Source organism: Arenimonas sp. (assembly GCF_044348765.1).
In the GTDB taxonomy this organism is placed as follows: domain Bacteria; phylum Pseudomonadota; class Gammaproteobacteria; order Xanthomonadales; family Xanthomonadaceae; genus Arenimonas.
In genome coordinates this window covers 32340-52549 of record NZ_JBIKSE010000001.1, presented here as the reverse complement: position 1 = coordinate 52549, position 20210 = coordinate 32340, and the positions used below count along the sequence as shown (strand labels likewise).

At 58.9% G+C, this 20210-nt stretch carries 16 protein-coding genes; 5 read left to right on the top strand and 11 right to left on the bottom strand.

The features are described 5' to 3' along the window. Nucleotides 1–38 precede the first annotated feature (38 nt). Both ACIQ0Q_RS00260 and ACIQ0Q_RS00255 read left to right on the top strand, forming a co-directional pair. A complete protein-coding gene (locus tag ACIQ0Q_RS00260) occupies nt 39–1787 on the top strand; it encodes a phosphoenolpyruvate carboxykinase (GTP) (RefSeq protein WP_395770953.1) in 1749 nt (582 codons plus the stop codon). Nucleotides 1788–2211: 424 nt separating this feature from the next. After that, nucleotides 2212–5154 (top strand): TonB-dependent receptor domain-containing protein, encoded by a 2943-nt coding sequence (locus ACIQ0Q_RS00255; protein WP_395770952.1) that lies wholly within the window; start codon nt 2212–2214, stop codon nt 5152–5154. A gap of 119 nt (nt 5155–5273) precedes the next feature. Here ACIQ0Q_RS00255 and ACIQ0Q_RS00250 read toward each other — a convergent pair whose 3' ends face one another. Both ACIQ0Q_RS00250 and ACIQ0Q_RS00245 read right to left on the bottom strand, forming a co-directional pair. Further along, complete coding sequence (locus ACIQ0Q_RS00250; protein ID WP_395770951.1) at nt 5274–6176, bottom strand: hypothetical protein; 903 nt, start codon at nt 6174–6176, stop codon at nt 5274–5276. Nucleotides 6177–6240: 64 nt separating this feature from the next. Further along, entirely contained in the window at nt 6241–7131 is an 891-nt protein-coding gene (locus ACIQ0Q_RS00245; RefSeq protein WP_395770950.1) for an Hsp33 family molecular chaperone HslO, read from the bottom strand. Nucleotides 7132–7199: 68 nt separating this feature from the next. Between ACIQ0Q_RS00245 and mtgA the strand changes: the two genes are divergently transcribed. After that, a complete protein-coding gene (gene mtgA, locus ACIQ0Q_RS00240) occupies nt 7200–7922 on the top strand; it encodes a monofunctional biosynthetic peptidoglycan transglycosylase (protein WP_395770949.1) in 723 nt (240 codons plus the stop codon). Nucleotides 7923–7925: 3 nt separating this feature from the next. Here mtgA and ACIQ0Q_RS00235 read toward each other — a convergent pair whose 3' ends face one another. The 4 genes from ACIQ0Q_RS00235 to ACIQ0Q_RS00220 form a co-directional block, all read right to left on the bottom strand. Continuing rightward, entirely contained in the window at nt 7926–8558 is a 633-nt protein-coding gene (locus tag ACIQ0Q_RS00235; RefSeq protein ID WP_395770948.1) for a hemolysin III family protein, read from the bottom strand. A gap of 35 nt (nt 8559–8593) precedes the next feature. Further along, complete coding sequence (locus ACIQ0Q_RS00230) at nt 8594–10201, bottom strand: peptide chain release factor 3 (protein ID WP_395770947.1); 1608 nt, start codon at nt 10199–10201, stop codon at nt 8594–8596. Nucleotides 10202–10273: 72 nt separating this feature from the next. Then, complete coding sequence (locus ACIQ0Q_RS00225) at nt 10274–11101, bottom strand: M23 family metallopeptidase (protein WP_395770946.1); 828 nt, start codon at nt 11099–11101, stop codon at nt 10274–10276. A gap of 37 nt (nt 11102–11138) precedes the next feature. After that, nucleotides 11139–12521: an L-serine ammonia-lyase gene (locus tag ACIQ0Q_RS00220; protein ID WP_395770945.1), complete on the bottom strand. Its 1383-nt coding sequence runs from the start codon at nt 12519–12521 to the stop codon at nt 11139–11141. On the opposite strand from ACIQ0Q_RS00220, the gene ACIQ0Q_RS00215 reads away from it, so the two are divergent. Continuing rightward, a complete protein-coding gene (locus ACIQ0Q_RS00215; protein ID WP_395770944.1) occupies nt 12520–12822 on the top strand; it encodes a glutaredoxin family protein in 303 nt (100 codons plus the stop codon). The two genes, ACIQ0Q_RS00220 and ACIQ0Q_RS00215, sit on opposite strands and share 2 nt — an antisense overlap. Here ACIQ0Q_RS00215 and ACIQ0Q_RS00210 read toward each other — a convergent pair. From ACIQ0Q_RS00210 to ACIQ0Q_RS00200, 3 genes are read right to left on the bottom strand one after another with little or no spacing between them, the layout of a single operon-like run. Beyond that, nucleotides 12776–13342: a YceI family protein gene (locus tag ACIQ0Q_RS00210; RefSeq protein ID WP_395770943.1), complete on the bottom strand. Its 567-nt coding sequence runs from the start codon at nt 13340–13342 to the stop codon at nt 12776–12778. The genes ACIQ0Q_RS00215 and ACIQ0Q_RS00210 overlap by 47 nt on opposite strands. Next, nucleotides 13339–13884, bottom strand: a complete 546-nt coding sequence (locus ACIQ0Q_RS00205) for a cytochrome b (protein WP_395770942.1) — start codon at nt 13882–13884, stop codon at nt 13339–13341. The genes ACIQ0Q_RS00210 and ACIQ0Q_RS00205 overlap by 4 nt, the downstream gene beginning before the upstream one ends. Beyond that, entirely contained in the window at nt 13881–14492 is a 612-nt protein-coding gene (locus ACIQ0Q_RS00200; protein ID WP_395770941.1) for a YceI family protein, read from the bottom strand. Before ACIQ0Q_RS00200 ends, ACIQ0Q_RS00205 begins: the two co-directional genes overlap by 4 nt. A gap of 156 nt (nt 14493–14648) precedes the next feature. Here ACIQ0Q_RS00200 and ACIQ0Q_RS00195 point away from each other — a divergent pair, with 156 nt between their 5' ends. After that, on the top strand, nt 14649–18131 hold the full coding sequence (locus ACIQ0Q_RS00195) for an ATP-binding protein (protein ID WP_395770940.1): 3483 nt from the start codon (nt 14649–14651) through the stop codon (nt 18129–18131). Here ACIQ0Q_RS00195 and ACIQ0Q_RS00190 read toward each other — a convergent pair. Continuing rightward, the gene (locus ACIQ0Q_RS00190; RefSeq protein WP_395770939.1) at nt 18124–18981 is read right to left on the bottom strand and encodes a TonB family protein; all 858 of its coding nucleotides are present in this window, start codon (nt 18979–18981) and stop codon (nt 18124–18126) included. The genes ACIQ0Q_RS00195 and ACIQ0Q_RS00190 overlap by 8 nt on opposite strands. Beyond that, nucleotides 18978–19928 carry a glutathione synthase gene (gshB, locus tag ACIQ0Q_RS00185; RefSeq protein WP_395770938.1) on the bottom strand — a complete coding sequence of 317 codons (951 nt, stop codon included), beginning with the start codon at nt 19926–19928 and terminating at the stop codon, nt 18978–18980. The genes ACIQ0Q_RS00190 and gshB overlap by 4 nt, the downstream gene beginning before the upstream one ends. Between the last annotated feature and the right edge of the window lie 282 nt (nt 19929–20210).

Genomic DNA, 20210 nt, shown 5'->3' with positions numbered 1-20210 from the left:
AGAAACGGCGCCCCCCTTTCCTACTCTGAGAGCCTCCGATGAGCAGCCAACTTCCCGAATTGAACGCCTGGATACATACGTATGCAAGCCTGACCGAAGCCGACCAGGTGCATTGGTGTGATGGCTCCGATGAAGAAAACGGCCGCTTGGTCAAAATGATGCTGGACACCGGCGATCTCATGGCCTTGAACCCGAGCAGTCATCCGAACTGCTTCCTGCACCGGTCCAGCGCGTCCGATGTGGCCCGCGTCGAGCATTTGACTTTCGTGTGCAGCAAAAACCGCGAGGATGCCGGCCCGAATAATCACTGGATGGATCCGGCCGAAGCCAAGGCAAAAATGGATGCCCTGTACAAAGGCTGCATGAAGGGCCGCACGCTCTATGTGGTGCCTTACTGCATGGGGCCGATCGATTCGCCGCTGGCGCGCTGCGGTGTGGAAATCACCGACAGTCCGTATGTGGTGATCAATATGCGTCTGATGACGCGCATGGGTGCGGCGGCACTGGCGCGCATCGAGCGCGAAGCTAGCTTCGTCAAAGGTGTGCATTCCACCGGCGATCTCAACCCCGACCGCCGGTTCATCATGCATTTCCCGGAAGAACTCGGCATCCAGAGTTTCGGTTCCGGTTACGGCGGCAACGCGCTGCTCGGCAAGAAATGCCACGCGCTGCGCATCGCTTCATGGCAGGCGCGCCAGGAAGGCTGGCTGGCCGAACACATGCTCATTCTTGGCGTGGAAAACCCGCAGGGCGACACCCATTACATCGCCGCCGCGTTTCCCAGCGCCTGCGGAAAAACCAATCTGGCCATGCTGATTCCGCCGGAAGGCTATCGCGAGGCCGGCTGGAAAATCTGGACGGTCGGTGACGATATCTGCTGGATGCGTCCGGGCGCCGATGGCCGTCTGTATGCGATCAATCCCGAAGCCGGCTACTTCGGCGTGGCGCCGGGCACCAGCGCCAAGACCAACCCGAATGCGCTGGCGATGTTGAACGACAGTGCCATCTTCACTAATGTCGCCGTCACCGCCGACAACCAACCCTGGTGGGAAGGATTGCCGGACGGCGTGCCGGTGAAGGATTGGCAAGGCAGGGATGTCGATCCAGCCAACGGCCCGGCCGCGCATCCGAATTCCCGCTTCACCGTTTCCGCCAAACGTTGCCCGAGCTACACCGCGAAGGCCGAAGATCCCCAAGGTGTGCCGCTGTCCGCCATCGTGTTCGGCGGCCGTCGCGAATCCTTGGTGCCCTTGGTGTTTGAAGCGCGCGACTGGAAACATGGGGTCTTGGTCGGTGCCGGCATGGCCTCCGAAACCACCGCCGCCGCCACTGGTGCGGTCGGTGTGGTACGCCGCGACTCCATGGCCATGAAACCTTTTGCCGGCTATAACTTCGGCGATTACTTCGCGCATTGGCTGTCGTTCGATGTGGCCGGTGCGCAACTTCCGAAAATATTCCACGTCAACTGGTTCCGCAAGAACGCTGCCGGCAAATTCCTGTGGCCCGGCTTCGGCGATAACATGCGGGTGCTGGAATGGATGATCCAACGTGTTGAAGGCACGGCGAGCGGACGCGTCACCGCCATCGGCACGCTGCCTGATGTTGGCGAACTCAACCGCAACGGTCTGGCCCTGACCGATGCCGATCTGGAAACCCTGCTGGCGGTGGACACCCTCGCCTGGCGCACCGAGGTGGGTGCCATCGCGGATTATCTGGAAGAATTCGGCGAGCGCACGCCGCAGGCCCTGTTCGACGAGCTGGAGAAAACGGCTGCAGCCTTGCTGTAGGCCACAGCAGGCGCCCCTCATCCACGCTACCCCGCTTTGGCGGGGTCTTTTTTTGGCTAAGCACCATGGATGCAAAATGGTTCCCGTTCCCGGAATGCAGACAGGTGGGTGAGCACGCACGCCGACAGTATGCGCAAATTAACATATTATTAACATAATGCGGGCGAATTTGACCCCGTCGACGCCCTGAGCCGGGAGGATGCAGGCCGGGATGTAATCCTGGATATGCATTATCCTATTGAAATATATCAATTAAAAACCAATGAGGCGGTTCAGTTTCAGGGCGCTGGAGTGAACATAAATTTTTCATTCAAATGGGTTGGCATATTGTAAAAATTGCGTTAGAGTTGAAAGTGCCTGAACCTCAAATAAATCCCCGTTTGCGGTTCACCAAGGCTCAATTATCAATTTGGAGAGAGACAAAATGTCTAATGTGACTAAGCTTTCAGATGCAATTAAATTTGCATTGTTTGTTGGCGCCGCCTCTTCCGCAGCATCGGTTACCGCCTTTGCCCAGGAAAAAGAAGAAGCCAAAACTTTGGATCGTGTGGAAGTTACCGGTTCGCGTATTAAGCGCGTCGATGCTGAAACCACCCAGCCGGTCGCCGTGGTTAGCCGCGCCGATATCGAAAAATCCGGTCTGACCAATGTGTTCGATATCCTGAACAACATCACGTCTTCGGACGGTTCGGGTCTGTCGACCACCACCACCCAAACCAACGGTTCCGACGGTTCGCAGCAAATCTCCCTCCGCGGCCTGGGCGCTGACCGCACCCTGGTGCTGGTGGACGGCAAGCGTTGGGTGACCGACCTTGACGGTACTGTCGACCTGTCGACCATTCCGGTCGCCATCATCGAGCGCATCGACGTGCTGAAAGACGGCGCCTCCGCCATCTATGGTTCGGACGCCATCGCCGGTGTGGTCAACATCATCACCCGCAAAAACTTCGAAGGCGCCCAGTTCGGCATGTCCTACGGCCAAACCGCGAAAGGCGATGGTGCCCAGCGCGCTGCCGACCTGACCATCGGTGCTGCCGGTGAACGCGCTTCCGGCGTGATGTCGCTGAGCTACTCCGAGCAGGAAGAAATCATGGCCGGCGATCGCTATATCTCGACCGAGCCGTACTATGAATGTACCAAGTACTTCCAGAACATCTACGGCCCGAGCGTCACCGCCTGCCCGTACGGTTCAGGCTCCAACGTTTGGGGTCGCTTCTCTGTCGGCGGCAGCAACAGAACTATGCGTCCCGATGGCAACTACAGTGATGGCTATCAGTTGGCTGACACGCGTGCCTACAGTGGCTTCACCGATGCCTACAACTATTCGCCGGTCAACTACCTGCAGCAGCCGGCCCAGCGTTTGAATCTGTTCGCCGCCGGCCGTTTCCAGGTGACCGACAGCATCACCGCCTACACCCGCGTCAACTACACCAAGCGTTACTCGAACCAGCAGCTGGCCGAAGTGCCGGTCACGGCCTCGGTGGCCGGTGCCAATGGTCCGCAGTGGCGCATTCCGGTCGACGTTGCCATGCCGTTCAACCCGTTCGGCGTCACCATCAACACCTGGAACCACCGTTCGATCGCCGTCGGTCCGCGTAACCCGACCTACGATTACGACATCTTCTCGATGCAACTCGGCTTGGAAGGCAGCTTCGAAATCGGTGAGCGCTACTTCTCCTGGGATCTGACTGCTCAGCGCAATGACGGTCAGTACGACACCAAGGGCACCGGTTACCTGAACCTGTTCAACCTCAAAAACGCCGTCGGTGTCGGTGGTTATGATGCGACCTCCAACAGCCTGTACTGCGGTGCTTCCTACGCTACCCGTATCCTGGGCTGTATCCCGTACAACGTGTTCGGCGGCCCGAACCTGGGTCTGGGTACCAAGATCAATGGCGCCCCGGCTGGCCGAGTGGTCACTGCGGCCGAAGTCCAGCAAATGATCAACTACGTCAGCTACACCCAAGTGGGTACTGCCGGCAACACCAGCACCGGTTACAGCGGTAACCTGACCGGCGACCTGTTCGAACTGCCGGCCGGTATGCTGAGTTTCGCGGTTGGTTTCGAAACTCGTAAAGACCTGGCCTTCGATCAGCCGGATGCCCTCGTGATGGGTGGCGGTTCGTCGGACAACTTCTCCGAGCCGACCCGCGGCCAGACTTCGGTGACCGAATACTTCGGTGAAATCACCGCTCCCTTGCTGAAAGACGTGTTCCTGGCCAAGGAACTGGAAGTGCGCGCTGCTCTGCGTAAATCCGATTACGCGGCCCAGGGTTTTGTGGGTCCAAACTTCACCACCAACGATCCGGGTTCCCCGACCAATGCCATGTATGGCCTGAAGTGGAAGCCGATCGATGACCTGATGTTCCGTTTCTCGATGGGCGAAAGCTTCCGCGCTCCCTCGGCGGTCGATCTGTACGGCGGTGGTGGCGAAAGCTTCCCGCAAGTGACCGATCCGTGCCGTTCGAACGTGGCCGGTACCGCTTGGAACTCTGCGGCCAACGCCGCGGCCTGTACGGCCGCTGGTCTGAGTGGTCCCAACGGGGTCGGTGTGGTGCAAGTCAACCCGCAAATCCGTAGCCTGGTGGGTGGTTCTTCATCGCTGAAGCCGGAATATGGCGACACCATGACTTACGGTTTCGTGTACAGCCCGAGCTGGGTTGAAGGCCTCGACCTGACCGTGGACTACTGGGAAGTCGATCTGTTCGACCTGCAAACCACGCTCTCGGCCGGTAACGTGATGGCCCGTTGCGTCGGTACCAGTGGCTTTACTCCGGATGCCACCTTCTGCGCCAACGTCGAGCGTGATGCTGCCGGCTCGGTCAACTCGGTCCGTACCGCCCGTACCAACCTGGCCCGCTACCGCGCGTCCGGTATCGATCTGGGTGCCGTGTACCGTTGGGATGCTGGCGATTGGGGTAACTTCCGCTTCGCGCTGGACACCAGCTGGCTTGAAAACGGCCAGTCGTTCAACAGCACCCTCAATGTCTGGAACCCCAGCGAAGTCGGTACCTACACCGGTTCGCCGAGCTTCGAGTACCGCAATGTTGCCACCATCGACTGGAGCAAAGGTGATTACAGCGTACGCTGGACCACCCGTACGATGACCAACATCTACGAAGGTTGCTTCCTGTACTGCAACGATTACGACGATTCCGGTAAGAATAACTCGGGCTTCTACGCCGTTCACGATCTGAACTTGGCTTGGAAAGCACCGTGGGATGCCACCATCGCCGTCGGTGCCCGCAACCTGTTCGGCAAAGAACCGCCGATTTTCACCAACAACACCTTCGCCCACAGCTTCGATGCTGCATACGATCTGCCGGGCGGCGCCTACTGGTACATGTCGTACCGTCAGGACTTCTAATAAGGTTCCACCTCTTGCAAGATCTGACCGCCGGCGCAAGCCGGCGGTTTTTTTTGTGTAATCGCTGACCATAAAAAAACGGGCGTTCGCCCGTCATGCGATCTGCGGATGTGCCGATCTTACAAATCGATTTCGACCCGTACATACGGCCGCACGCCGTCGATGCGCTGGTCGGTAATCGGTGCGCTGGCGGTATTGTCCATATTCAAAGAGCTGCGACCCTGGCTGAGCAGGCTTTCGGCGCCGACCGAGACTTTGCCCTTCCACGGGGTCTTCCAGCTGACGCCGGCACCGATGGATTGCAGATTGTCCTGGCCCGGAATCTGCACGACATTGCCGACCACTTCCCCGGACAGCGATTTCTGGCGCTCGGGAATTTCGAAGGTCTTGCGGTCCCATTCGGTCGGGATTCCGTTCGGGAATTGCGATGCCGGAATCAGTTTGGCGCGGGTCAGTTCGCCGTTAATCGACACCCAGCCTTGATTGGTTTTGGCCGGCGACAGATTGAGGGATTTGCCGCCGGTGGCAGGCAAATCGAATTCGGTGGTCATGCGCCGGCGTTGCATATCCGACAAACCAGGCAAGCCCAGATCGGCACCGTCTTGCTTGCGCTGCAGCATCGCCTTGGTTTCCAGGCCTGGGCTATTGATGGCCGGATAGCGTGCCGATTTCTTGCCGAACTGGCAGGAATCCAACAGGCTCAATTGGCTGAAACTGCTGGTCTGCCCCGCGCAGAAGATAGCCATGCCGTTGTCGAAGTTGATGCCATCGACGCCCATAAGCGATGCCAATGGATTGCCCTCACGGGGAGCGCGCACCCAGGCCCGGCTTTTCTTCTGTGGATCATCCTCCAGCACCAGTAGGCCCTCGATCTGTCCGCTATGCACGTTCCAGACCGGAATGACGGTCGGGGTAGTGTTGGTTTTCAACAGCTTCCGGGTCGATTCCTGGCCGAGAGCCGTCGTGCCGAATAACAGCGTGGCGGTCAACAGGGCGAGCGGGGTGCGCTTCATCAGGGCCATTGTAGTCTCCTTGGCCTTGGACGGCAAAAGCGGGCGGAAGTTTCGCCGGAAATGCCGGGCCGGCTCAGTGCAGCCGTTCGCTGGCCGGGGCGGCAGTTTTCGGCCAGAACAGCGACAGGGCTTCCTCGGCGGTGAAGCGGTAGGCCTGACCGCAGAAATCGCAATGCACGCTGATGTCGCCGGTATCGGCGAGGGTGTCCTCGATTTCAGCACGACCAAGACTGATCAACGCGTTCTCCACGCGTTCGCGGCTGCAGGAGCAGGCAAAGGCCAGCGGCTTGGTTTCCAACACGCGTACCGATTCCTCATGGAACAGGCGATACAGGACGTCCTCGGGCGCAAGATCGAATAGCTCGTCGGCACGCAGGGTATCGAACAGCATCTGTGCCCGCCGCCAGTCTTCCGGATCGCAATGCTGTTCGGGCAATTGTTGGAGGAGTATGCCGGCGGCCTGGTGTTCACGGCTGAATAACAGGATTCGGGTCGGCAGCTGTTCGGACTGCCGGAAATATTCCTCGAAGGCTTCGCTCAGACTGGCCGCCTGCAGGCCAACCATGCCCTGATAGCGCTGCGGCTCGCGGTGCTTAACCGCTTCGTTCTCGATGGTGATGGCCAGCATGGCCTTTTCGCCATAGTCCGACGGCTGTAGTGTTTCGGGCACCGGCGCGTCGAAATGTGCGATGGCGCGCAGAGTGCCTTGGGTGGTGCATTCGGCGAACAAGCGGCGCACGCTGGCATCGCCGCGCAGCTGGATTGACAGGCGGCCATTGATTTTTAGGGACGCAGTAAACAAAGCCGAAGCGGCGGTGCATTGGGCGAGCTGATCGGCCACGGCCGGCGGGTAGGCAGTGCGAGCCGCAATGTCACGCCAGGTATCGCTCAGGCGCACCAAGGCACCGCGCACATGGGCGCCCTCGAGCAGGAAGCGGGTCAGGGTGTCGCGTTTGATCGGCATACGTCCTCACGGCGTCTGGATTTGGTTACACTGAATGCCATTTTACGCGCAATCTCCGGAGTTATTGTTTGGCCAGACGCAGTGCATTCAGAAATCGCCTGAAACGGCTGCTGCTCGGGCTGCCCTTGGCTTTCGTCCTATTGACCACGGCACAGGTGCTGGTGCTGAAATGGGTCGATCCCGTCGGCAGCAGTTTCATGGCCGGCCGGATGCTGGATGCCTGGATGGACGGCGACTGGCGCTACCGTGTGGATTACCGATGGCGTGCTGATACCGCTATTTCCCGGCAGTTGCCGTTGGCCGTCGTAGCCGCCGAAGATCAGCGCTTTCCGGAGCATCACGGCTTTGATATCGCCGCCATGCAGAGGGCCTACCAGGGCAATCAACGTGGCCGGAAAATCCGCGGCGGCAGCACCATCAGCCAGCAGCTGGCGAAGAATCTGTTTCTCTGGAGCGGACGCAGTTATGTTCGTAAAGCTTTAGAGGCCTGGTACACCCTGCTGATCGAAACCTTCTGGTCGAAACGGCGCATTCTGGAGGTGTATGTGAATGTGGTGGAGTTCGGTGACGGGGTCTATGGCGCCGAAGCCGCCGCGCGTCGTTATTACGGGATGTCCGCCGGAAAACTCGGCACGGCGCAGGCCGCGCGTCTGGCCGCGGTGCTGCCCAATCCGAAAAAATACAGTGCCGCCAAACCGGGACCTTACGTACAACGCCGCAGTCGCGGCATCCAGCGTCAGATGCAGCGCCTGGGCGGCCCGTCCTATCTTGACGATTGTTGCCGCCGCTGAAACTCAGACCACCAGCAGCGTGATAGCCGCGAAATGACTGGCACTGCCGGCCAGCACGAACGCATGCCAGATGGCATGGTTGTGCTTGATGCGGTCCATCAGATAAAAAACGGTACCGAAGCTGTAGAACAATCCGCCGATGCCCAGCCAAACCAGTTCCGGCGTGCCGACGTTGCGCAGCATGGGGCCGACCGCGAACACCACCATCCAGCCCATGGCCAGATACATCAAGGTCGAAACCAATTCGAAACGGCCGGTGAAGAATAGCTTGAAGATGATGCCGGCCAGGGCGATGCTCCAGCTGATGCCGAACAGCCACCAGCCGCCGTCATCGCGCAGGGCGATCAGGGTGAACGGTGTATAGCTGCCGGCGATCAGCACATAGATCATGCAGTGATCGAGGATTTTGTAGCGCTTCTTGGCCGCCGGGTCATGGGTGGAATGGTACAGCGTCGAGGCGCCGTAAAGGCCGATCAGCGACAGGCTGAAGATGATGGCGCTGGCGATCTGCCAGCCGTTGCCGTACAGCACGGCCAGCGTAGTCAGCACGATGCCGCCAACTACGCTCAGGAATGCCCCGAGGCCGTGGGTGATGGCGTTATAGAATTCGGCGCGGAGATGGTGTTCGCTGTGCATCGCCCATCTTAGCGTGCTTTGATTGGAGCAGGTGCTCAATCAATGCCGAGGGCATGCGCATGCTCTCGCGTGGCCAGGAATTCGATGTCCGGCCAGCGTTCTTCAGTCAGCTGAAGATTGACCCGGCTCGGTGCAATGTAGACCAGTTCACCGGCGGCATCGATGGCCAGATTCTGTGCGGCTTTTTCGCGAAACTCTTCCAGTTTGCGCACATCCTTGCAGCGAACCCAGCGTGCGGTGCTGATTGAAATCGGTTCGAAACTGGCATCCACCGAGTATTCGTCCTGCAGCCGGTAGGCGACCACATCGAACTGCAGCATGCCGACCGCGCCGAGAATGAGATCATTTGACATCAGAGGACGGAAGAACTGAGTGGCGCCCTCTTCCGAAAGCTGAGCCAGACCTTTCTGCAGTTGCTTGAGTTTGAGGGGGTCGCGCAGACGCGCACGCCGAAACAGCTCGGGCGCGAAGTTGGGGATGCCGGTGAAACTCATCGCTTCACCGGCGGTGAAGGTGTCGCCGATCGAGATGGTGCCGTGGTTGTGTAGACCGATGACGTCGCCCGGGTAGGCGGTCTCCACATGCTCGCGGTCGGAGGCCATGAAGGTCAGGGCGTTTGCCAGTTTGGTGTCCTTGCCGCTACGCACGTGAAAGGCCTTCATGCCGGCATCGAAACGGCCCGAACAGACGCGTAGGAAAGCGACACGGTCGCGGTGCTGCGGATCCATATTGGCTTGGATTTTGAACACGAAACCAGAGAAGGCTTCTTCCTGCGGTGACACTTCGCGCGCGGTGGTCATGCGCGGTTTCGGCGCCGGGGCATGTTCGACGAAGAAGTCGAGCAACAGCTGTACGCCGAAGTTGTTGACGGCGGAACCGAAGAACACCGGGGTCTGCTGCCCGGCCAGATACTTGGCTTTGTCGAACGGATGCGAAGCACCTTCGACCAGTTCCAGTTCATCACGCAGCTCGGCCAGCATCGATGCACCGATGCGTTCGGATAGCGCCGGATCATCAAGCGAGGCGAAGATGGTGGAATCCTGTCGGGTGAAATTGCGTCCGGGTTCGAACAAGTGCACCTCGCCACTGAGCAGGTGCACCACGCCCTTCAGGCGCTGGCCCATGCCGATTGGCCAGATCACCGGCGCGCACTGGATCCCGAGCACCGATTCGACTTCATCGAGTAGCTCGATGGGTGAGCGGCCTTCGCGGTCGAGTTTATTGATGAAGGTCATGATCGGCGTATCACGAAGTCGGCAGACCTCCATCAGCTTGATGGTGCGTTCTTCCACCCCTTTGGCGACATCGATCACCATCAATGCCGAGTCGACAGCCGTCAGCACCCGATAGGTGTCTTCACCGAAGTCGGCGTGGCCGGGGGTGTCGAGCAGGTTGACGATGCGGTCTTCGTAAGGAAACTGCATGACCGACGACGTTACCGAAATGCCGCGTTCCTTTTCCAGTGCCATCCAGTCCGAGGTGGCATGACGGCCCGCTTTCCGGCCTTTGACCGAGCCGGCCATCTGGATGGCGCCGCCGAACAGCAGCAGCTTTTCGGTCAGCGTGGTTTTGCCGGCATCGGGGTGCGAGACGATTGCAAAGGTGCGGCGCCGGGCCGTTTGCAGGGCGTGTTCGGTGGTCATGGGGTCGGTTCGGAAAATCGTTAGTCAATTATAGCATTGCGCCTAGTGGCTTCCGCACCGTGAGAAGCCCGTTCAGGGTTCAAGCAGTATGCTGCCATCGGCGGCGCGCATCCGAAACGGTATCGACTGCAGTTGCATGCCGGTGTTGATCTGGACCACGAAATGCAGGTGCGGGCCATATGAATAGCCGCTGTTGCCACTCTGGGCGATGACTGTGCCGGCCGGCAACCACTGTCCGGGTTTGACGGTTACGCTGTCCTGTAACAGGTGGCCGTATACCGCCATGCTGCCGTCGGCATGCAGGATACGCACCAGATTGGCATGGTCGAGGGCGGAGTGCTGCTGACTTCCTTGGTCGGGATGGTCATCGATGATTTCCATCACCACGCCGGTGCGCGCCGCCCGCACCGGGGTTCCCATCAGCAGCGCGAAATCGACGGCATAGGCATTGAGGGCCTCATCATGACTGGCGCTGCCATGGAAGCTCTGACTGATCTGCCAGTCGGCGAGGTCGCTGAATGGTTTCCGGTAATCATAAAGCCGTGAAGCCGATGGCCGGCCGGGCACGGCCTGCAATTCGAGATCGGAGAGACTGTCAGATGGAAGCCCTGATAGGGTGAATACCCCCGGACCGTCAAGTATGCGCTCGTCCAGTAATATGCTGCTGCGCCGGTGGCGCAGCTGAACCTGTACCGGCCCGAACATTTCGGTCTCGATGCTGACAGCATTCTCGAGGCTTTGCCGGTGGACTACCAGGTGCGTATGCGCATCGGCCGCCGCGGTGAGCAACAGGAGCTGACAGAACGCCATGACATGCCCAGTCACGGCCTTATTGTTGAGCCTACGCTCAATGTAGACCGTCACGCGCTGCCATGGCAAATTCTGCCATATCTCGTTCACTGCCCGGCTCCATGGAAAGGCTTCCTGGGCAATCACTTCAGCATTCGATCACATTCACGGCCAGGCCGCCACGGGACGTCTCCTTGTACTTCTCGGCCATATCGCGGCCGGTGTCCCGCATGGTTTTGATGACCTTATCGAGCGAGACACGGTGTTTGCCATCGCCGCGCAGGGCCATGCGGCTGGCATTGATGGCTTTGACCGCACCCATGGCGTTTCGCTCGATGCAGGGAATCTGTACCAGACCACCGATCGGGTCGCAGGTCAGTCCGAGGTTGTGCTCCATGCCGATTTCCGCGGCATTCTCGATCTGGCCCAGGCTGCCACCGAGTGCCGCAGTCAGGCCGCCGGCCGCCATCGAGCAGGCTACGCCGACTTCGCCCTGACATCCGACTTCAGCGCCGGAGATCGATGCGTTTTCTTTGTACAGAATGCCGATGGCAGCAGCCGTCAGCAGAAAATCGTGGATGCCTTTCGGGCTGGCGCTCGGGCAGAAGCGCTCGAAATAATGCAGGACCGCCGGAATGATGCCGGCGGCGCCGTTGGTCGGCGCGGTCACCACGCGCCCACCGGCAGCATTCTCCTCGTTCACCGCAAGCGCATACAAGTTGACCCAGTCCAGTACCGTCAGCGGATCGCGCATCGCTGCTTCCGGTCGGGCCAGCAGTTCCTGTAGCATGTTCGGTGCGCGACGCGCCACTTTCAATCCCCCGGGAAGAATTCCGGACATCCGGGTGCCGCGTTCCAGGCAATCCTGCATCGCGCTCCAGATGGCGTCCAGCTCTTCGCCGATCTGGGCATCGCTACGCCAGACACGCTCATTGGCCCACATCAGTTCGGCAATGCTAAGCCCGTGTTCACGGCATTGCGCAATCAGCGCATCGCCACTCTTGAACGGATACGGCAAAACGGTGGTATCGGCGGTAATTCGGTCCTGCGCCGCTTCATCCTGGTTGACCACGAAACCGCCACCGACCGAGTAATACTCGCGGGTGGCCAGCTGCACAGCATCGACCGTAAATGCGGTAAAACGCATGCCATTGCTATGGAACGGCAGTTTCTGGCGCTTGTTGAAAACCAGATCAGTTTTTTCATCAAAGGCAATACTGTGCTCCGGGCTCAGCCGCAGGTTTTTGTCCTTGCGGATGCGTGCCAGCATCGGCTCGATGGCGTCGGGATCGATCTGGTTCGGCCACTGGCCTTCAAGTCCGAGCAGGACCGCCTTGTCCGACCCATGGCCTTTACCGGTCAAGGCCAGTGATCCGAACAACTCTACTTTGATGCGGAAGCATGCCGCCAACTGCCCTTCTTCGACCAGCCAGCGCTCGACGAAGCGCGCCGCCGCGCGCATGGGACCGACCGTGTGTGACGACGAGGGGCCGATGCCGATTTTGAACAGATCGAAGGTACTCACTGCCATGCTGTGCCGCCTTGGGCTAAAATCCTGTGCCTATGATGCCAAAAAGCCTGCCCGCATGCTCACTTTAATTCAGCGCGATGATTGCGCCCTGTGTGATGATGCCTGGGAAATCCTGCATGCCGCCGGCGTGCGCGACTTTGAATCGCAGTTTATCGACGGCGACGCAGAGCTTGAAAGCCGCTATGGTGACCGTATTCCAGTTCTCAGCGACGACAGCGGCAGGGAGCTGGACTGGCCGTTTTCGGCGGACACACTCAGGGCGTGGCTGGCACTTTCGGCACCAGAATCAGCACGGTCTTGACCTTTACCGCATTGGGCAGGATCCCGATGTCCGACCAATCGCCGGAGCCTACCTTGTAGTCGAGACGATTAACCGTGGCTTCACCGGACAGCACCGCATTTTGCCCCGGTTTCCAGCTGAACACCAAGCTTACCGGTTTGGTGATGCCGCGCAGGTTGAGCGTTCCATCGGCCTGGTAACGGCCGTTGCCCAGATCCTTGAAGGATGTGGCGATGTAACGGGCGGTCGGCGTTTTGCCGACATCGAAGAAGTCCGATGTTTTCAGCGTGTCATCGCGCTCGCTATTTCGGGTGTCTGCGCTGGCCAGGTCGATGCTCACATCGAAGCGCGCCTGCGGCAGACGCTTCGGATCGAACCGGATCTGCGGCGTGAAGCGGCTGAAATTTCCGTTGAAGGCTTCACCTTGGAAGCTGGAGCTGAAGCCCAGACTGGAGCCTTTCGCCATCTGCCATTCCTTTGCGGAAACGGGCGGGGCGACGGCCAGCAGGATCAGGCCGAGCAGTCGTGCGGAAGGAGTCATGGCATTTTTCCCGTCATACGTTTTAGGGCGTCATCTTTGAGGACATAGTGATGGAACAGGGCGGCTCCGGCATGCACCAGTAACAGTGCAGCCAGTAGGTAGAACCCGGACTCATGCAGATCATGCGCGAGATCCTTCAGCACCGGATTGTAGCCGATGAACAGTTTCGGCAGCTGCACCAGGTTGAACCAACGCAACGGAAATCCTGCGGCCGAATTGAACAGCCATCCGCTCAGCGGCATGGCCAATAGCAGGAAATACATCAAACCATGCACAATCTTAGCCGCCAATGTCTGTAGCTGCGACCCGGGCAGATCCGCCGGTGCTCCGGCGATGAAGCGCCATGCCAGCCGCAGCAAGGTCAGCGCCAGAACGGTCAGCCCGAAACTTTTGTGCAGTGCGTAAACCTGCATCTTTAAAGGGGAGTTCGGCAGTTCGGTCATGACCAGGCCGACAATGGAAAGACCGATGATCAATAGTGCGGTCAGCCAGTGCAATCCGATGCTGATGCTGCCCCAGCGCTGTGAGTTGTTGCGAATCATGGTGTATTGTCCTCGGTGTTGCGGTCGGAAAGTGTGGCTTCTATGGCAATATCCAGATGCACGCGGTCACCGACCAGGGACGGCCAGGCATCGATGCCAAGGGCTTTACGGCTGAAGTCGGTACTGGCCTGCATGCCGAGCGTTTTTTTCAGGGTCAGCGGATGCCGTTTGTGCGCATTCATCACCACGCTAAAAACAACCGGGGTGGTGCCGCCGGCGATCTCCAGATTGCCGGTGACTCGCAGCAGATTCGCGGAGACCGCTTCGACCGAGGTGGAACGGAAGCGTGCCTGTGGATGGTCGCCGGCATCGAGAAAGTCCTCGAGCACTTTCCGGTTCCAGTCGGCATCACCCAGATCTAGCGTGGCAAGATGGATATTGATGCTGACCTGCGAGGCGGCTGGATCGGCTGCATCGTAGAGTAGGTTTCCGGTCGGGCGTGACACGGTGCCGATGCTTGGCGAGAATCCGGCATGCATAACCCTGAAGGCCACCCGGGTATGCACCGGGTCGATGCTGTAGCGGTCAGCGGCGGTGACGGCCGGTACGCTGCATAACAGCGTCAGCATCAATCCGATCCGGGACGAGGGCGCGGTCAGGAACTCCATGCCGCTATCATAGGCCAAAGCCTGTCCCTGCATCGCTTTCTGCCGGCAAATGACTGTTGCCGTCCTGCAAGGCACTGAGGTGGCTGCAAAATGCCTTATGATGCCTTCAGGATGGGTAAGCTCGGGAGAGAAGGGATGTCTCGTTCGGCATTGGTAATGTTTCTGTGGGTCCTGCAGGCCCTGCTGCCCGCGGTCGCTTCGAATGGCCAGTCGCAGTTCCTGCCACTTGAAGTTCGAGACGGCCTGCCCAGCCGCCAGGTGATGTCGCTGGCGCAGGATCTCGAGGGCTATATCTGGATCGGCACGCGGGATGGCCTAGCCCGCTATGATGGGGGTAAGTTCAAGGTATATCGGCATGTGCCCGGCGATAACCGCTCGCTGCCGGGAAACTACGTGCAGACCCTACATGTCGATTCCTCTAACCGGATTTGGCTGGCCGTCGAAGGGCATGGCCTGCAGCAGATGGATGCCAGCCATACCGGTTTCAGCCCGATGCCGCTTGGGAAAGCAGCGGGGGTGGCGGATGTCTGGGCCATCGCTTCGAACGGTGACGGTTCGGTCTGGTTCGGAACCTTCGGAAATGGATTATTCCGCTTGCTGCCCGACGGGCGTCTTCAGCACTATCTGCCGACACCCGGAAAGCCCGGATTGCCGGATGAAAACGTGCTGGCCCTGGCCTTCGATGCCGGCGGCACGCTCTGGATTGCCACCACCACTGGCATCGTTCAATGGCGCAAGGAAAACTTCATCGCTTTCGATAGCACCCGCCTGCTGTCGCCAGTGGTGCTCAGCCTCATGCCGGATAAAGATTTCGGCATGTGGCTTGGTACCCGTAGTGGTCTCAATCTGGCCGCAAAGGATGGCAGCATCCAGATGCCGGCTTGGACCGCCGACCTGACCGATAACCGCATCATGGCGATGCTGACCGACAAAGACGGTTCCCGTTTCTTCGTGGCCCGCAACGGACTTAACCGTCTTGTTGACGGCCGTATTGAAAAAATGCGTCACGCCGAGCGTTTCATGACGGCATTGCAGGATCAAACCGGTGGTTACTGGTTCGGCGGTGAAAGCGGTCTGCTGCGACAGCCTTCTTCCTGGCGTTATTTCCGAAGCATTGCCGGACCGGAAGATCCCGTGCCGCTGCGTGTCAGCCGGCCCGAGGATTACCACGCCGCCGGTGACGGCAGTTTTCTGCTGGCAGGCAACTCTGGCGACATCGACCGCTACTGGCCATCGACCGGCCGTATCGCACATGTGGATCTGCCGCCTGCGGCGGATGGCATCAACCAGATGACCGGCATCAGTCAAGATGCGCAGGGCATTATTTGGGCCGGTGCTGTTCGCGCCGGTGATGCCGAATTGCTGCGTTTCGATCCGATCAGTGGACGCCTTCGCATATGGCGCCAGGACTCGCCCGCTGATCCGCTGCTCATCGGCCCCATCAGACATATCCTGCAAACGTCGGACGGACTGCTGTGGATAAACGCGTATGGCGGCGGTCTGCAGGCGCGTGATGCCGCTAGTGGCCGCATTCTTCACGACATAACTCCGGATAGCGGACACGGCTTGGAGTTTCCCGATCCGAACCAACTCTTTGTCGGGCCGGATGGCGCGCTTTGGGTGGCTGGTGGGGAAGGCCTATTGCGCTGGAATGCCGATGTTGGGACATTCATGAGGGTCGCTGGAGCTCCGGAACAACGGGTATTCAGCGCCCTGATGATGCCACCACAGACGCTCTGGCTCGGACGACTCGGGGTGCTGGAAGCGTATCGCTGGCAGGGTGGGAAGCTAGAACGTATCCGAAGCATTGCTGGCGATGAAGGGTTGCCCGCGGTCGATGTGCTTGGCATTCGCGCCGATCGCAGTGGCGCGCTCTGGATGACCTCCCTGCGCGGATTGATGCGATTTGATCCGATCCAGAACCGAGTTCGGGTTTACGGCATCAAGGATGGCTTGCCGAGTCAGGAGTTCTTGAAGCGGCCGCCCCTGATCACCGATGAGGGTCAGGGTCTGGCTCTGAGTACTTTGGGTCCGGTGGCATTTTCGCCGGACCACATGGTGGCGACCAGCCAAAAGCCGCGATTGGTCATCGAGCAGGTAAGCGTCCGGCGCGGTCAGGATGTCCGCATGCTCGACTACCGCACACCGATCATGCTGGAACCGGATGACCGTGACTTGAGCGTCGATGCCCTGCTGCTGACTTTCGATGATGCCTCCAGTCATCGTTTCCGATCCCGTTTGTCCGGTTACGATCCCGACTGGGTTGAAATGGGCAGCAATGGCCAGCGGCTCTTTTCGAGATTGCCACCGGGATCGTACCGACTCGAATTAGTTGCAGCCGGCGTGGACGGCCAATGGTCGGATCCGGAGGTGCTGGTGCTTGAGGTATTGCCGCCCTGGTGGCGGAGTGCATGGGCATACGCATTGTTCTTCGTGATTTTTATTGTACTGATTGCCATTGCCGTCATGAGCTACCGCAGAACATTGAAGCAGCGCTATACCCGGCAACTGCAGGCCCAGCAACAACAGTTGCTGGTGCAGGGCTCTGAGGCAAAATCGCGTTTTCTCGCCAACCTCGGTCATGAAATCCGTACGCCGATGACCGGTGTTCTGGGCATGACTGAATTGCTGCTTGCCGGGGAGTTGTCCGAGAAACCACGGACCCAGGTCACGGCCATTAAAAAAGCCGGTGAACATCTTCTGCGGCTGATGAACGATGCCCTCGATCTGTCCAAGATCGAAGCGGGGCAGCTTGAGCTGGACCATCAGGCGTTTTCCATTCACGGGTTATTGTCCGATGTGCAGGCCTTGTTTGAGCCAATGGCGCAGCAGAAAGGACTTTACTTCAGCGTGCAGGTCGATCCGGAAGTACGGCCTGGATATCTCGGAGATATTGGACGTATTCGCCAGATCCTTCTGAATCTCGGCAACAATGCCGTCAAGTTCACTGCACAAGGTGGAATAATCCTGAAGGTGCAGCCGTTATGGCCAAAAGGACTCCAGTTCGTAGTGATCGATACCGGTCCGGGAATGACTGTCGAACAGCAAAACCGCCTGTTCCAGAGGTTCGTACAAGCCGACGGCGTCCGCACCGCGCAGCAATTCGGCGGCAGCGGATTGGGTTTGGCAATCAGCAAGGAGCTGGCTTTCTTGATGGGCGGGGATATTCAAATCACCAGTGAACCCGGAAAAGGCTCGATGTTTACGCTCACCCTGCCACTGCCATCAGCACCGGCATCGGCCGCGGTTGTTGAGCCATTGCAGCCTGTCGATCTCGGGAGTTTGCGCATCCTGTTGGTCGAAGATGATGACACCATCTCCCAGGTGATCAGTCAGTTGCTCTCAGCTGAGGGCCACGCTGTGACCGGCACGCGCAATGCGCTCGAAGCCATGGCCCGGACTTCGCAGGAAGCTTTCGACATGGTTTTCTGTGATATCGATCTGCCGGGTATGGACGGGCTCGAATTGACCCGCCTCTGGCGACAGCAGGGACTGATGACACCGATTGTTGCGCTGACCGCCCGGACCCAGACGGATGCCGAGCAGCAGTCTCTCGAGGCCGGCATGAATGGGTTCCTGCGTAAGCCAGTGACCGGCCTTCAGCTGCGTGAGGCGATTAGAGAAGTGTGTCCTAGTTGAGACTGGTCTGTCCGGCGATGAATTGCCAGGTGCGTGTGATGTAAAGTGTGTTCGGATTTTCGGCGGTTTCCGGCAGTGCCGCAAACGGTTCGGAAAGCCTGACGATATCGACGGCCGCTTTATCCAGGACTATGTTACCGCTGGACTTCACTATGGTGATGCCCTCAATGCGGCCATCGCGACGGATGGCGACGGTGAGGATGAGTTGACCGTTGAGCCGGTTGACCAGGGCCTGTCGCGGATAATTGGCATTGCCGATGTGTTCGACCCGGCGCACCCAATCGTTCATGTACAGCGCATACGCAGATTCGCGGGTACTCGCGGTAATGTACTTGTGTCGACTTTGGCGGGCCTGCAGCACTTGTTTCTGGCTGTACTCATCGGCCAGTTTGTCCAATGCCAAGCTCTGTTCGACCAGCTCCTGACTGGGCGACAGCGGATCTTTGCTGCTTGGCTTGCGTTCCTGCGCATCCAAACGTCTTTGCAAACGCGCGTTCTGGCTGGTGAGAATGCGTTGGATGGGATCCGGTTCCTGGAGCGTCTGCCGGGCCTGCAAAGCTACCGCTGCGTCGCCGGAGTCGGTTCGTGGCAGTTGCGAAAGTTGGTCGTCCATTGGGCGCTGTGGCGCCGCGCTGTTGCCACTGCCCTGAGTATTGGTCTGCGCCAAAAAATCCGTCTCATCAGGCGCGGCCGGACTGGCGGTGGGGCTGAGAATGACCTCCAAGCTTGGATTGATTGGTGCGGTCTTGTTCAATGTAAAGCCGACACCGAGCACCAGCACGCTATACCCAATCAGGGACAGTAGGAAAGTGCCGGTCAGGCGCTCTCGTGGTCCGACGATGCCGGTCATGCCTTATCTAGGCGGGCTTCAATGGCATCGAAAAGGAGGCCGGCGATATTCAAGCCGAATTGTTTGTCCAGCTCCCGCAGGCAGGTCGGACTGGTCACATTGACTTCGGTCAGATAGTCGCCGATGACATCCAATCCGACAAAAAGCATGCCGTGATCACGCAACCAGGGCCCCAGCTGACCTGCGATCCAGAAATCACGCTCACTCAGCGGCTGGCCTTTACCCTTGCCGCCCACAGCCAGGTTGCCCCTGAATTCATCCCCTTGGGGAATACGCGCAAGAGCATAAGGCACGGGTTCGCCATCCACCAGCAGAATGCGCTTATCGCCATCCCGGATTTCGGGAAGATAGCGCTGGAGCATGGTCAGGGCCCCGCCAGCCGTCAGTGTTTCCAGAATGACATTCAGGTTACTGTCGCCCTGACGGATGCGGAAAATTGATTTGCCGCCCATGCCATCGAGCGGCTTGGCCACGACATCACCGTGTTCCCGGATGAATGTCTTGAGGTCGGCCATGCAGCGACTGACCAGGGTCGGTGGGCAGCATTGCGGAAACAGCAGGGCAGCCAATTTCTCATTGAGGTCACGCAGTCCCTGTGGTCGGTTCACCACCAATACCCCCTCATTTTCGACAATGCTGAGGATTTGAGTGTCATGAATAAACTGGTCGGTGACCGGCGGATCCTTGCGCATCAGCACGACCTGAACCTCGGCAAATGAGGATGTCTGCCAATCGCCCTTTGTAAAATATTGATATTTATCGTCTTTGAGCCGGAGTTCGGACATCGCGGCGATCGCTCTGCCGTCCCGGATCGCCAAGCTGCCGGGCTGGACATAGAGCACGCGGTAGCCACGGCGCTGGGCTTCCAGCATCAGGGCGAAACTGGTATCTTTTTCAGTGTGGATGTCCTCGATCGGATCCATCACCACAGCTACGGCTTTGTGCATGCAGGGTCTCGCTCTCGAATTTCGGAGTTTATGTTGATTCGGAAGGCTGAAATAGTTGGACAGGTAAAAGCGGGTTCATAAATATCATTATGGCAGAGTACTGCGATTCAGTGGACTTTGCGCACCAGTAAATTTTTTAGTCAGTTCGATATGAGCCTTGTAGATAAATAATATGAAAACCTTGGTGGTAGATAATTAAGACGATTATTTCTATTCAGCATGCAGAGGCTGGCCTTACTGCGGAACTGCAGGGCTATACTCAGCCTGCTGTAGCGTGTTCCT